This window comes from Aquabacterium sp., from assembly GCF_044226965.1.
Taxonomy (GTDB): domain Bacteria; phylum Pseudomonadota; class Gammaproteobacteria; order Burkholderiales; family Burkholderiaceae_C; genus Pseudaquabacterium.
In genome coordinates this window covers 19414-33574 of the sequence record NZ_JBGAGA010000017.1, presented here as the reverse complement: position 1 = coordinate 33574, position 14161 = coordinate 19414, and the positions used below count along the sequence as shown (strand labels likewise).

At 71.2% G+C, this 14161-nt stretch carries 9 protein-coding genes; 5 read left to right on the top strand and 4 right to left on the bottom strand.

Annotation, left to right across the window (positions count from 1 at the left end):
* The first annotated feature begins 43 nt into the window (after nt 1-43).
* From ACILR4_RS10195 to ACILR4_RS10185, 3 genes are read left to right on the top strand one after another with little or no spacing between them, the layout of a single operon-like run.
* Nucleotides 44-2440, top strand: coding sequence for a protein kinase domain-containing protein (locus ACILR4_RS10195; RefSeq protein WP_395700738.1), 2397 nt, complete (start codon nt 44-46; stop codon nt 2438-2440).
* A 5-nt stretch (nt 2441-2445) separates the two neighbouring features.
* Nucleotides 2446-3540 (top strand): polysaccharide deacetylase family protein, encoded by a 1095-nt coding sequence (locus ACILR4_RS10190; RefSeq protein ID WP_395700737.1) that lies wholly within the window; start codon nt 2446-2448, stop codon nt 3538-3540.
* The gene (locus ACILR4_RS10185; RefSeq protein ID WP_395700736.1) at nt 3537-4295 is read left to right on the top strand and encodes a hypothetical protein; all 759 of its coding nucleotides are present in this window, start codon (nt 3537-3539) and stop codon (nt 4293-4295) included. Before ACILR4_RS10190 ends, ACILR4_RS10185 begins: the two co-directional genes overlap by 4 nt.
* A 70-nt stretch (nt 4296-4365) precedes the next feature.
* Here the strand turns inward: ACILR4_RS10185 and ACILR4_RS10180 are convergent, their stop codons facing one another.
* Nucleotides 4366-5049, bottom strand: a complete 684-nt coding sequence (locus tag ACILR4_RS10180; RefSeq protein ID WP_395700735.1) for a LysM peptidoglycan-binding domain-containing protein — start codon at nt 5047-5049, stop codon at nt 4366-4368.
* 524 nt (nt 5050-5573) lie between these two features.
* Here ACILR4_RS10180 and tagH point away from each other — a divergent pair.
* Together tagH and ACILR4_RS10170 are read left to right on the top strand one after the other, a co-directional pair.
* Nucleotides 5574-7628: a type VI secretion system-associated FHA domain protein TagH gene (tagH, locus tag ACILR4_RS10175; protein ID WP_395700734.1), complete on the top strand. Its 2055-nt coding sequence runs from the start codon at nt 5574-5576 to the stop codon at nt 7626-7628.
* Nucleotides 7629-7670: 42 nt separating this feature from the next.
* A complete protein-coding gene (locus ACILR4_RS10170; protein WP_395700733.1) occupies nt 7671-8471 on the top strand; it encodes a PP2C family protein-serine/threonine phosphatase in 801 nt (266 codons plus the stop codon).
* Nucleotides 8472-8528: 57 nt separating this feature from the next.
* Here the strand turns inward: ACILR4_RS10170 and tagF are convergent, their stop codons facing one another.
* The 3 genes from tagF to ACILR4_RS10155 are packed head-to-tail and all read right to left on the bottom strand — an operon-like array spanning nt 8529 to nt 14154.
* Entirely contained in the window at nt 8529-9218 is a 690-nt protein-coding gene (gene tagF, locus ACILR4_RS10165; RefSeq protein ID WP_395700732.1) for a type VI secretion system-associated protein TagF, read from the bottom strand.
* Nucleotides 9215-12787 (bottom strand): type VI secretion system membrane subunit TssM, encoded by a 3573-nt coding sequence (tssM, locus tag ACILR4_RS10160; protein ID WP_395700731.1) that lies wholly within the window; start codon nt 12785-12787, stop codon nt 9215-9217. Before tssM ends, tagF begins: the two co-directional genes overlap by 4 nt.
* A complete protein-coding gene (locus tag ACILR4_RS10155; protein WP_395700730.1) occupies nt 12784-14154 on the bottom strand; it encodes a DotU family type VI secretion system protein in 1371 nt (456 codons plus the stop codon). The genes tssM and ACILR4_RS10155 overlap by 4 nt, the downstream gene beginning before the upstream one ends.
* Nucleotides 14155-14161: the final 7 nt, after the last annotated feature.

Below are 14161 nucleotides of genomic sequence, written 5' to 3'. Positions count from 1 at the left end.
TCATGCCGGCCACGGAATAGCAGCCCCCGCCGCGCCCATCGCCATGACCAGCCAGAACCCCGACGCCGCCAAGCCGGAAGGCGCCTCGCCCTTCAGCGGCAAGCCGCCGGCGCCCGCCCCCCTGCCCACGCCGGCAGCGGTGCCGGACAACGAGGTCACCCAGGTGATGATGACGCCGCCGAAGCTGCCACCGGGCCTGGCCCCCTCGCCCGCGCCTGCCCCCGCGGCGACAGCGTCGATCGAACGCATCTCGCTGCAGCTGCCGCCCCATCTGCCGGGCCTGCCGGACAACGAGGCCACGCAGATGATGCCGATCCCGCCCGGCGGCGCCCCCGGCCTCGCACCGGGGGCTGCCACGGGCCTGCCGCCCGGCACGGCGGCTGCCCGGCCCGCGCTGTCGCTGCCGCCGCGGCCCGGCAGCGAGATGCCAGCGCCCGAGGTGGCGGTGCCACGGGCCTCGGCCGTTCCGCCGGCCATTGCACCGGCTGTCCCACCGGCTGTCCCGCCGGCTATGCCGCCGGTGATCCCGCCGACGATGGCGCCGGCCGCCCGGCCCGCGGCGCCATCGCCGGGCGAGCCGCACACCCGCATCGAGCGTCGGGTCGACCCCGTCATCGAAGCCGACCTCGGCCCGCAGATCGCGCCGACGCTGGCATCGGCCGGCTACGAGCCGACCATGATCCTGCCGTCCGGCCAGAGCAAGCCGCGCACGCTGACCTTGCCGGACATGGGCCGGCGCGAGAAGGCCGCCACGCTGCCCGGCAGCGAGGGCGCACCCGTCGATGGCTCGGTGCAGCAGGTGGGGCGCTACCTGATCCGCGAGCGCCTGGGCCGCGGCGGCATGGCCACGGTGTTCAAGGCGCACGACCCGACGCTGAACCGCGACGTCGCGATCAAGTTCCTGCACGCCTCGCTGTGCGCCGACGCCGAGTACCGCGACCGCTTCCTGCGCGAAGCGCGCGCCGCCGGCGGCCTGTCGCACCCGAACATCGTGATCGTTCACGACGTCGGCGAAATCGACGGCCGCCCCTACATGGCGATGGAGCTGATCGACGGCACCTCGCTGGCCGACGAGGTCGAACAGCAAAAGATGATGCCGATCCGCGACGTGGTGGTGATGGGCATGCAACTGGCCCGCGCACTCGACTACGCGCACACCAAGGGGATCATCCACCGCGACATCAAGCCCGGCAACATCATGCGGCTCAAGGGCAGCCACACGATCAAGGTGATGGACTTCGGCATCGCCCACGTCGACGACCTCGGCGACGCACAGCACACCCGCGTCGGCGACGTGCTGGGCACGCCGCAGTACATGTCGCCCGAGCAGGCCAACGGCGAGAAGCTCGACGGCCGCTCGGACCTGTTCTCGGCCGGCATCGTGATGTACCAGATGCTGACCGGCAAGCGCCCGTTCCGTGGCGACACGCTGGTGGCGGTGGCCACGCGCATCGCCACCGAGGACCCCACGCCCATCAACAAGCAGCGCACCGAGGTGCCGGCTTCGCTGCGTCGCGTGATCGACCGCTGCCTGGCCAAGCAGCCGGCCAACCGCTTCCAGACCGGCAAGGAACTGTCCGAGGCGCTGAGCAAGGTGCTCAACGAGATCGACGAGGCGGCACTGGCCAAGAACCGCCCGCGCATCGTGCCCTTGCGCGTGAAGTGGGCGGCCATGATGTCGCTGATCGTCGCGGTGGTGATGGGCCTCACCGCCGCGGTCATCACGCAGCGGCAGTACGCGGCGATGATGACGCAGGTCAGCGACTACGGCGCCTCGCTGGCGCGCTTCATCGCGCAGCAGAACGCGGCCTCGGTGCTGGGCGACGACTGGGCCGCGGTCGAGGTGGCCGTGCAGGAGGTGATGAAGACCGGCAACTTCGAGCGCGTCACCGTCATCGACAACAGCGGCCAGGTGCGCGTCTCCAGCCAGGCCTCGCTGGTAGGCCAGCCCTACCGGCCCGAAGGCAGCGAATCGCTGGGCAAGCTGGCCGGCATTGCCACTTCACGCTACCAGGCACAGAACGAGTCGGTGCTGGGCTTCGAGGCGCCGATCCTGTTCCAGGACAAGCAGGTCGGCCGCGTCGCGCTGGGCATTGCCGAACGGCCGCTGACCCAGGTGGCGCGGCTGTCGATCTCGCTGATGGTGGTGCTGGCGGTGGTCACGGTGCTGGCGGTGGCGATCGCGATGTACTTCGTCGCCAACTGGTTCGCCAAGCCGATCCAGCTGGTGGCCGACTCGATGGCCGAGATCGGCAAGGGCCGCTTCGACCACCGCATCCACGAGCAGCGCAAGGACGAGTTCGGCCAGCTCTACGCCGCCTTCGACAGCATGGCCCAGGCGCTGCAGGACCGTGCCACCACCGGGCTGGACATGCCCTCGCCGCCGACGCAGGTGCCGCGGCGCGGCGGCCCCGAAACGCAACGCCACCGCGCAGGTTGAAGCCCGTGCGGCCGGTTGCGCGGCTGGCGCCGCTGCTGCTGATCGTCGGCGCCTGGCTGGGCGGCTGCGGCACGCCCGCGCCGCTGCCACCCGACACCACCGCGCCCGTGGCTGCACCCGCGCCGGCGCCAGCACCCGACGACGGCCCGTCGCCCTGGCCGCAGGCCGCCGGCGAGGTGCTGGGCCGCAGCGACAGGCTGCTGATCTACCGGCCCCGGGCCGGCGACCTGCTGGCCGCGGTGACCGCCCGCTTCCTGGGCCAGACCGACCGGCAATGGCAGATTGCCGAAGCCAATGCGCTGCCGCCCGGCACCACGTGGCTGGCCGCCGGCCAGCCGCTGATCGTGCCGCTGAAGCCGCTCAACCCGATCGGGGTGCACGCGACCGATTTCCAGACCGTGCCGATCCTGTGCTATCACCGCTTCGGCAATGGGAACAGCAAGATGCTGATGTCGCCGGGCAACTTCGCGCAGCAGCTCGAATGGCTGGCCCGCAACGGCTACACCGTGATCCGGCTGCCACAGCTGCTGGGCTTTCTCGCGGGGCACGAACCCTTGCCGCAGAAGACGGTGGTGATCACCATCGACGATGGCTACGAGTCGGTGCACCGCCATGCCTTCCCGCTGCTGAAGAAATACGGCTTCCCGGCCACGCTGTTCGTCTACACCGACTTCATCGGCACCGGCGACGGCCTGAGCTGGGCGCAGCTGCTGGAGATGGCGAACTCGGGCCTGGTCGACATCCAGGCGCACTCGAAGACCCATCGCAACCTGGTCGAGCGCCTGCCGGGCGAATCGGAGGAGCGCTACCGCCAGAACATCGAGGCCGAGCTGCGCGTGCCGCGCGAGCTGCTCGAGCGGCGTCTGGCCCCGGCCCGTGTGCAGGTCAGGCAGTTCGCCTATCCCTTCGGTGATGCCAGCGAGGTGGTGCTCGATGCCATGGCGCGCCAGCAGTACCAGCTGGGCGTCACGGTCTATCCCGGCGGCAACGGCTTCTTTGCGCAGCCGACGATGCTGCGGCGGACGATGATCTTCGGCGACCTCGACCTCGAAGGCTTCAAGAGCAAGCTGCAGGTCAGCCGCAGCGTGAGCGCGCCATGAGCCGGCTCCATCCGCGGCACGGCCGCTCCTTCATGACGCTGGGCACGATGGCGCTGCTGGCCGGTTGCGCCGGCACGCGACCCCCGCCAGCCCCGGCGCCGGCCGCGCCGACGCCGGTCGCGGCCCCCGCCAGCGACAGCGCGGTCGAGCAATTCGAGCGCCGCCAGCGCGAACGAGCCGAGCTGGCCACCCGCCAGGGCCGGCTGGCCGATGCGCTGCAGGCCTGGGACGTGCTGGTGGCCTTGCGGCCGGCGAATGCCGAGTACCGTGCGGTCCAGGCCGACTTGCAGCGACAGGTGCAGGCCCTGGTGGCTGAGCGCCTGCCCAAGGCCGCGGCCGCGCACAAGCGCGGCGAGCTCGACAGCGCCGCGCAGCTGTACCTTGGCGTGCTGGCGCTGCAGCCTGATCAGCCCACGGCGGCCGACGGCCTGCGCGCGGTGGAGCGCGAACGCAACAAGCGCCAATACGTGGGCAAGCTGGCACGCAACACGCTGGCGCGTCGGCCGGCCGGCGAAGCAGCCAGGACCCATGGCAGCACCGCCCAGCGCCCGGGCGCGAAGTCCGCGCCCAAGCCCACTGGCGACCGCAACGAGCTCGAGCACGCCGCGATGCTGGCCTCGCAGGGCGAGCTGGATGACGCGATTGCCTTGCTGCAGGCCCACCTGGCCGTGCAGCGCAACGATGCCGAGGCCAGGCGCATGCTCGGCGACCTGCAGATGCTCAAGGAAAGCCAGGGCCGCGGCAAGGCGCCCTGACGGACCTGAGTGCCGGCATCGCGGGGGCGCGATCCCGCAGCACGGCCGGCAAGGCCGCGCCGGGCGGCCCTCACTTCACCTTCTTGAGCTTTTCCTTCAGGTCGACGGCCTTCTGCCGCTCGAGCTGCGCGGTACGGTTGTCGGGGTCGATTTCGAGCACGGCGTCCCAGGCGCGGATGGCGCCATTGAGATCCTGCTTCGCGAACGCGCTGCGTGCCGCGCGGGTGTGACGATTGATCGCCTCGGCCCGGGCCTTGGCGTCCGGCACCGGCGCGGCAACCGGCTCCGGCGCAGGGGCCGGGACGGCCACCGGGGCCGGGGCCGGGGCGGGCGTCGGCGGCTTGGGCTGCACCACCGGCGGCGGCGCCGACACGGCCGGCGCCTTGCCCGGCACGCGGATCAACTGGCCGCCGGCCAGCTGGCGCGGCACCTTGATGTCGTTGTAGCGCGCCAGGATGTAGAACTGGTGCACGTCGTTGAGGAAGCGGCCGGCAATGCGCGACAGGGATTCGCCGGGCTGCACCCGGTAGCTGAAAGACTCGCGCCCCAGCACCGCGACCGGGTCGTCCTTGATCTGCCGCATCAGGCTCTGGGCCAGCCGATGGTTCGGCTCGGCCTGCAGCACGCGCTGCAGCTCGGCGCTGGCCTGGTCTTCGTTGCCGGCCTCGAGCATCTCGATCGCGGTGGTGACGGCCTTCTGCACGGCCTGCGGCGTCATCGGCACCACCGGCGCGGGTGGCGGCTCGGGCGCCACGGGGGGCGCCGGCGCGACGCTGGGCGCGGGCGCTTGCGGACTCGGCCGGGCAGGGGCAGGCGAAGGGCTGCCGCCGGGAGGCTGCGCGCAGCCGGCCACGAGCCCGACGCCGGCCATCAGCAGCGATAGTCGGCGGAGGTCTCGGCGGGCTTTCATCGCGGGGTTCACCTTTGGTTTGTCGTCGGACGGCGCCTGCAACCGGGCACCGCATCCGATGTAACGGTCGATTATTCACCAGCGTGAAGCAGCGCAACAAGGCAGCGCCTGGGGTCGTGCACCGCGCCGAAGGGGTGCCAGGGCCTCGATTCCCAGAGGCAGCACGGCCCTTCGCGACTGCGCAGCATGGGTTGGTAACCAGGGGTACGGCGCCACACCCGTCTGCGGGGTATCGGCAGCCAGTGTGCGCGTGAATTGCGCCGCCGCGGGATGACTTTCGGTCATTGAAGCCGCGTCGAGGGCATCCGACGATGGGCCGTCATCATCCGGCGCCACCCGCCGTCCGGCAGCCTTCCTCCATATCGGCCATGACCATCACCCTGCTCGCGGTGTCGCTCAACGAGCAGCCGCTGTCCCAGCCCATCACCGCCTGCTTCGACGCGAATGGCGGGACCATCGGCCGCGCGGACCACAACACCATGGCGCTGCCCGACCCGGAACGCCACATCTCCCGGCTGCAGGCCGAGATCGTCTCGACCGGCTCGCGCTACACGATCAAGAACGTCGGCGCCGCCAATCCGATCGTCGTGGGCGCGCGCTCGCTGGCGCAAGGCGAAAGTGCGCCCCTGTCCGACCGCGACCAGGTGCGCATCGGGGGCTACCTGTTGCAGGTGGTGGTGGATCCCGAGGACGACCTGCGGGGCGCCGACATCACCCGCGGCCGCGCTGCCGTGGCCGCCGGCAGCGCCCTGCCGGCGCCAGCGGCCGACCCCTGGGGGCTCGGCGGCAACCCGGGCAGCACGACCCCGCCGCCGCGCAGCACGCCGCAGGCCCGCGGCACGCCGGCGCCATCGGTCGGCGGCATGGCGGATTTCGGCCAGCCGCTGTCCAGCAGCAACCCGTTCGCCGACCTGATGGGCTCGCCTGCGCCGGCGCCGGCCTTCGGCACGCCGCCGCCCTCGTCGGGCAACACCTTTGCCGACCTGATGCCGGCCCCGGCCGGCGTACGCGCCGGCTCGTCGGCGCTGGGCGCCGGGCCCGCTGCCGGCGGGCGCCCGTTCCTGCCCGATGACCTGGACGTGTTCGCAGCGCCTGCGCGGCCGGCCGCGGCGCCGCCCCCGCCCGCCCCTCTCGGCAACGACCCCTTCGGCGGGCTGATCCCGAGCGCAGCGCCATCGTCGCTGGACGATGCCTTTGGCCTGAAGCCTGCGGCGGGTGCCGATCCGCTGGCTGCCTTCATGGCCGGCCTGCCCAGCACGCCAGCGGCTGGCGGCGCGCCGTCGCCGGCTGCGGCGGGCGGTGTTTCGACCGACCCGCTGGCCCTCTTCGGCGGCACCGACAAGCCGGCCGCCCCGGTCGGCCCCGCGGTGCACGACCACACACCCGACCTGCTGGCCGGCTTCGTGCCGCCGCGGCCCGTCATGCCGCCGGGCGCGCCCCCGATGGCGCCCCCGGTCACGCCCCCCGCAGCGCTGCCGCCGGCGCCCTCGGTGGCCAGTCCGGTGCTGCCGACCCGCTTCGACTGGCAGGTGAACCCGCCCCCGCCGCGCGCCGGCGTGTCCGACGTGGACCTGGAGTTCACCACCACCTCCGGCCTGCGCAAGCCGACACCCGGTGCGATGTTCGGGCTGCCACCATCGGCGCCGCCGATGTCGGCACCATTCGCACCGCCGATCGCACCGCCGGTCGCTGCGCCCATCCCCGCCCCCATCGCACCCCCGGTGATGCCGGTGATGGCCCCGCCGCCGATGATGGCGCCGCCCGCGGCGGCCCCTGCCGCGATGCCGCACGCCGCCGCGGCGGCCCCACGCGCCGGCGCCGCACCCGATGCGTTGTGGGCCGCGTTCTGCCAGGGCGCCGGCATCGACCCGCACCTGGCCGCCGGGCTGGACGAGGCGATGATGCAGGACATCGGCGCACTGCTGCGCAGCGCGGTGCAGGGCACGCTGCAGCTGATGTCGGTGCGCGCCACGACCAAGCACGAGCTGCGCGCGGCCGTCACCATCATCCAGCAGCGTGGCAACAACCCGCTGAAGTTCTCGCCGGATGCGACCACGGGCCTGGAGCAGCTGCTGCGGCCCACGATGCGCGGCTTCCTGTCCGGGCCCGCCGCGATGACGGATGCGATGCACGACCTCGTCGGCCATGCGATCGGCACCGTCGCGGGCATGCGCGCGGCCCTGGACGGCATGCTCGAGCGCTTCGCCCCCGGGCAACTGGAGGCCAAGCTGGTCGGCGGCTCGCTGCTGGACAGCGTGCTGCCGATGAACCGCAAGGCCAAGCTCTGGGAGCTGTACCTTCAGCATTTCGAATCGATCCGTGAAGAAGCACAGGAAGACTTCCACAGTCTGTTCGGCAAGGCGTTCCTGGCGGCCTACGATCAGCAGCTCGAACGCCTCAAGCAGGGCGGCGGCGTGGGCTGAAACCCGCTGCCGCGAGCCGAACGGGGGATCGAGGGGCCACGCGTGTTGAACATCCATATCGCCAGCCGCAGCGAACGGGGTGCCCGGCAAGGCAACGAGGACGACCTGCGCCACGGCAACGCCAGCGTCGGCTGGTATGCCGTGGTGGCCGATGGCGCCGGTGGCCACAGCCGGGGCGCCGAGGCGGCCCAGCGCGCCGTCACCTGCATCGAGTCGCTGCTCATCGAGCAGGCGCTGAGCTTCACGCCGGCCAACCTGACCTATGCCGTGCACACCGCGCACGCCGAGGTCAAGCGCCACCAGACCTCGGTCCAGCTCGATGCACGCATGCACTGCACCCTGGTGGTGTTGTGGATCGAGCCGATGGCCAACTATGCGTTGTGGACGCATGTCGGCGATTCACGGCTGTACCGCATCCGGCAGGGCATCTCGGAGCTGCTGACGATCGACGACAGCGTGGTGCAACGCATGGTGCGCGCCGGGCTGATCACGGCCGAGCAGGCCAGCCACCATCCGCAGAAGAACCAGCTGCTCGCGGCGCTGGGCATCGAGGGCGATGTCTCACCGCATACCGTGGTGCGACCCGTCGAGCTGCGCGACGGCGACGCGTTCCTGCTGTGCACCGACGGCTGGTGGGAGACGCTGGACGGCGTGTCGCTGGTCGCCACGATGGCCGCCTCGCAGACACCCGCCGAATGGCTCGACCGCATGCAGCGCCACATCGAGGCGCGCGCCAATCCCAAGCAGGACAACTTCAGTGCGGTGGCGGTGTGGGTCGGCGACCCCTCGGAAGTGACACAGTGCGGCCCCGATGACACGGTGCCGCGGGTGCAGCGGAGCTAACGTTCGATTGCAGCGGCCGCTGCGCCCACTGCGGCCATCAGGCCGAATGCCGGGCCGCTACCACTGCGCCGCCAGCATGTCGCTGAAGCCGGCGGGGTCGGGCAGGCCGACCGTGAAGCTGAAGCTGCCCTCTCGGGCCACGTCGCCCATCGGCCACCAGAAGCTGTTGCCGTTGATGCGGCCGTGCAGCTCGCTGACCGCGAGGCCATGCATGATCTGCCCCAGCGAGGCACCGCGCGCCACCGCGAAACGCTCGTGGCCAACCACCGCGCGCTGCTGCGGCACCATCAGCGGCCCGGCCGCGGGCCAGGGCGGCGCCTCGGCCAGCGCGGCTTCGAAGGTGTCGACCGTCGAGGGCTCGCCCAAGGTGTGCATTGCGGCCTGGGCCACATGGGACCACCACAGCTCGAGGTGGTCGAAGCCGATGCGGTCGACCGGCGGGCGCTCGCGGCGCTGCGCGACGACGAGCGGGTAGTAGCGGCCGACGTTGTCGCAGCTGGGCATCAGCACGCCGAACCACCAGTCGCGATCGACCACGCCGGGCGACCAGGCGAAGCGCCAGACCGGTGAGTTCAGGTAGGTCTCGAGCCAGCGCGGGCCCAGCTGCTGCGCGCTGATGCCGATGCACTGCGACAGCCAGTCGTCGCACACCCGCAGCCATTCCGGCGTCATGCGCCGGTTGGCGAAGTCACCCAGCGACGACAGCTTGCCGTACCAGCCGGGCAGGTCCTTGACGTCTGTGTTCACAGGCCGTTGGGGCAGTTGAATTGCCGCAGGTCGGGCAGCCGGAAGGGGTTGCGCACGCTGCTGGTGGTGATGTCGAAGGTGGTCTTGCGGCCGTCGAGGTCGAACACCGCGCGGAACTTCTCCGGCGCGTTGGTCGGCTGGATGTTCACGCGGTCGAACAGACGCAGCATGGCCCAGGGCCCGTCGCTGACCAGCCCGGTCGGCCCCGACGGCGTGACCATCACCCGCACCTGGCCCGTGCCGCGCGGGCCCGGCCACTGCACCGTGGCCGGGATCTGCGGCCCGTGCTTGTAGCTGACCACCTGGCCGTCGGCGTCCAGCACGAACTGGCTCAGCGAGGGGTCCATGTCCACCGGCTTGAACTCCAGCCGCAGGGACATGCCGGCGCCCCCGGGCGGGAAGAAGGTTTCGCGGATCGCGGCAGCGCGCTGGAACTGCGGCAGGGTGCCGACGTCGGTGCCCAGCGGCGTGCCATCCACCGGCCGGAAGCTCCAGGGCCGCGTGCTGGTGTCGATGTACGGCGCCAGCTTCTGCTGCATCTGGTCGAACTTGCCGCCGGGGCCGAACAGCGCGGCGAAATCGGCCAACGTCACGTCGCGCGTGGAGCTGGCGTCGAACGGGTAGCGGCCGGCCACCGCCTGCTGGCAATACTCGCCGATGGTCGACTTGACCTCGCGCGCCAGCGATTCGCGAAGCTGCATCTGCGCGACCCGCGCACTGGCCGTTCCCAGGTTCTCGAGCAGCGAGCGCACCGGCTCGGGCGAGTTCGCCGCCTCGGCCTTGAGCTGGGTCGGCAGCGGCGAAGGCTGCGGCGCGAGGCCGCCCTTCAGGGCCTGGTCCACCGAGGTCAGGTGCACCTGCAGGTCGCCCAGGCGGGAAATCAGCCCCTCGATCGGCGCCTTGCCGCCTTCGGGCGCGGTGACCATCCGTCGCAGGCCGACGAAGCGGTCGTCGACGATGCTCTCGATGCGCTGCTCCGGCGCGCCGGTGGTCGGCGCCCGCACGCCGATCTTGCCGAGGATCTGCTTCTGGATCGTGCCCTTGGCCGCCTCGGTGACCGACTGCAGCGAACCATCGCCTGCCAGCAGGGTGGTCTCGCGCGACATCGCCTTCATCAGCGGCAGCAGCGGCGTGTCGGGTGCGGCCAGGATGCGCGTGACCTGCAGCGACTGCGCAATGCTGGTCACCGGCACCAGGCGCACGTCGGCGATGAAGGCCTCCCAGGCTGCCGCGTACTCGTTGAGGTAGATGCGCCGGACATCGTCTACCAGCTTGTCACTGATCACCGCGCCCGGCGTCTTGACCGGTGTCTTGATGTTCAGCACCCACTCCTGCTCCTGGTCGAGCTGGCGCGTGACATCCCCCACCACCGACTGGAAGCCCTTGTAGTAGCCGTTGTAGCTGAACAGGCCGGGCACGCCCTTGGTCAGCGGCGCACCGCTGACGCGGGTGAACACCAGCGGCGCGTTGCCCCCGCCGGCCTTGGCGACGGTGAACTCGGGGAAGTCCGAGCCGAGGCCGCGCTGGCGCAGCCGGTTGTACACGCGCTGCGGCAGCGACACGGTGGCCAGCTGCAGACGCGTGGCCTCGATCAGGCCCTTGTCCTGCGCCAGCGGCGACACCGCGGCGCCCTGGGCCAGCAAGGCATCCAGGTGGTTGCTGAGCTGCTCGCGCTGCTCGGCGGTGATCTCGCGGCCGATGCGGGCGTCCCAGTCGGACTCGAAGTGGGCCTTCAGCGCCGCCGCGTCGAAGTGCTCCGGCTCGTACATCATCAGGTAGGCCTTGAGCGCCTCGTACAGCGACTCCTGCTGGTTGCCGTTGCGCAGCTGCCCTTCGACGCGCAGCGCCAGGCGCGGCAACATGGCATCGACCAGCATGCGCTCGTAGGCCGTACGGGCCGCGTTGTCGAGTCGCCGGCCCTGGTACAGGCCGAAGCCGAAGGACCAGGGCACGTCGGCATCGACCCCGCCCGGCCCGGTGGCGGCGAGGCCCCGCGTGGCCTCGAGCGCACCGACGATCGGGATCAGGTTCGGATCGGCCTTGTTCGGCGTCTGCTGCACCTGCAGGCGCACTGCCTCGACGCGCTGGCCGACCGCCTCGACATAGCGCTTGTTGTTGCCGTAGCTGACGGTCCAGGCCGTGATGGCACCCACCGCCATCAGGCCAATCAGCGCATAACCCGCAATGACGATGGCACTGCGCTTGCGCTCCCAGCTCAGGTTGGTGCCGGCCAGTCCCTGTTCGGCGAACACCACATCGGTGAGCAGGCGCGAGAGGAAGTAGCTGCGCCCGCTGGCCTGCTGCGGCGGCAGCACGGCCTTCTCGAGCTGGTACTGGCGCGAGATGGCCCCGAGCATGCGGTCGATCGGCGTGCCTTCCTGCGTGCCGCTGACGAAGTACAGGCCGCGCAGCAGCGGGTTGGCCTCGTATGGCGAGGGCGAGAAGACGGCTTCGACGAATTCCTGCAGTGCCAGCTTGAGGTTGGCGAACTGCACCGGGAAGCCGTAGATGCGGGCCCGCCGGGCGGGGTCGTTCTCGGCCTGCAGGCGATCGATCAGGCCGTCGCTCACACGCTGCAGCAGCAGGTCGAACTCGGGGCCCATCTCGGCGGTGGGGGCCTGCTTGGGCAGGCCGGACTTGTCGAGCTGGAAAGTGAAGCCCCAGGGGTCGGCGCGCTGGGCCTTGTCCAGCGTGCCGAAGTAGTCCATGAAACCGGCCAGCAGGTCGCACTTGGTGACGAGCAGGTAGATCGGGAAGCGGATGTTCAGCTTCTCGTGCAGCTCCTGCACCCGTTGCCGCACGGTGGCCGCATGCTGGGCGCGCTCGGTCGCGCTCTTGGCAATGAGGTCGGCCACCGAGACCGTCACCAGCACGCCGTTGAGCGGCTGGCGTGGACGCGACTTCTTCAGCAGGCCGAGGAAGCCGTTCCAGGTGGCGGCATCGGCCGCCTGGTCGCTGTCTTGCGTGGTGAAGCGTCCGGCGGTGTCGATCAGCACCGCCTGGTCGGTGAACCACCAGTCGCAGTTGCGCGTGCCGCCGACGCCGCGCACCGCATGGTCGCCCACTTTGTCGGCCAGCGGGAACTGCAGCCCCGAGTTGCGCAGCGCCGTGGTCTTGCCCGAGCCCGGGGCGCCGATGATGGTGTACCAGGGCAGCTCGTAGAGGTAGCGGCCGCTCAGGCGTGCCCCCAGGCCGCCGCTGCCCGGTTTGCCGCCGGCACCGAAGCGCGCCTTGCGCAAGGTGCCCATCGCCTGCTCGAAGCGCTGGCGCACCGCGGCCATGTCGGCGCTTTCCTGCGGCGTGCGGGCTTCGCCCTGCGGGGCGGAGAGCAGCTGGTTGACCACCACATCGTTGCCGCGGCGCGCGCGCCAGATGCTGAGGACGGCCCACAGCACGAACAGCAGGAACAGCAGGCCGATCGTGATCCAGCGCGAGCGCTCGGTGTCGAGCGGTCGCAGCTCGCCGATGGCCACCAGCGGACCGACGAACCAGATGATCAGGCTCAGCGCCAGCAGCAGGACCGCGCCCAGGGTCCAGCGGTTGAAGATCCAGCCGAGGACTTTCTTCATCGCGTCGCTCCACTGGCCGGCGCCGCGGTGGCGCCCGGGTTGGCGGGCCGCGGCGCCAACTGGTCGGTGCGCGTGGTCAGCAAGGTGATCTCGACCCGGCGGTTCAGCGCGCGGTTGGCCGGCGTGTCGTTCGGAGCCACCGGCTCGCCATCGGCCCGTCCTTCGGCCTTGATGCGGTCGGCCTGCACGCCGCGCGCGATCAGCAGTTCGCGCACGGTCTTGGCACGCTCTTCCGACAGGTGCCAGTTGGACGGAAATCGCACGGTGCGCAGCGGCTGGTTGTCGGTGTGGCCGGTGACGAGGATCGCGCCGCTGATCTTGGCCAGCGCCTCGGCGATGCGCTGCATCAGCGCCTCGCGTTCGGGCACCAGCGTGGCGCTGCCGGAGGCGAACAGACCATCGCCCCGCACGGTGACGACGCTGCGGTCGACCTCGTCACGCACCGCGACCAGGTTGGCCTTGATGTCGTTCTGCAGGAACTGCGCGAGGCGCGGCACCGGCGCCGGCTGGGCGACGGCAGCGACGGGCGGGGTCAGCCGCAGGCTCTGGATCTGGCCATAGACCGGATCGGTGAACCCGTTCAACCGATACACATAGGCGGTGTAGATGGCCAGCAGGATCAGCATGGTCAGCGCGGCGGCCACGGCCAGCGGCAGCCAGCTCAGCGCACGCCGGCGCTGCATCGGCTGGCCCTGCCAGTGCTCGGCCAGCGAAGGCGAGTAGCTGCCGCGCTGCTGGCGCAGGATCTGCGCGAGCTTGTCGCGCACGGCTTCGAGCTGGGCGCGGCCGTTGTCGATCACGCGGTAGCGGCCTTCGAACCCAAGGGCGATGGCCGCGTAGATCAGCTCCAGCAGGTCACGGTTCGCGTCCGGTTTTTCGGCCAGCCGGGCCATCAGCTGGAACACCTTTTCGCCGCCGAAGACCTCGTTGTGGAAGCTGGCCAGCAGGCTGTTGCGGCCCCAGACCCCGGAGCCGCCCCAGGGCGTGTCGGACGCCGCCTCGTCGAGCATGGTGCACAGCACGTAGCGGGCGGCCATCACACGCTCGGGCGGGATGCCGCGCTGGTGTGCGGTGGCTTCGAAGTCACGGATGCCCTGGGCCAGCGAGGCGCGCAGTGTCGCGGGATCGGCCACCTGGCGCGTGCGGCGCAGCTGGGGCACCAGCAGCAGCAGCTTGTTGGCAACCGCCAGCAGCGGGTTCAGGCCATGCTCGACGTTCACGCTGTCGCTCACCGCGGCTTCGCTGACCATGGCGCCGGTATCGGCGCCGCGCGCCGCGCCGGCCCAGCCGCCACCGGGGTTGGGCTTGATGAAGGTGCGCTGGCCGTCGAGCTGCGCAAACGGGTCGTTGTTCGAGGACGGGTCCATCGCTATC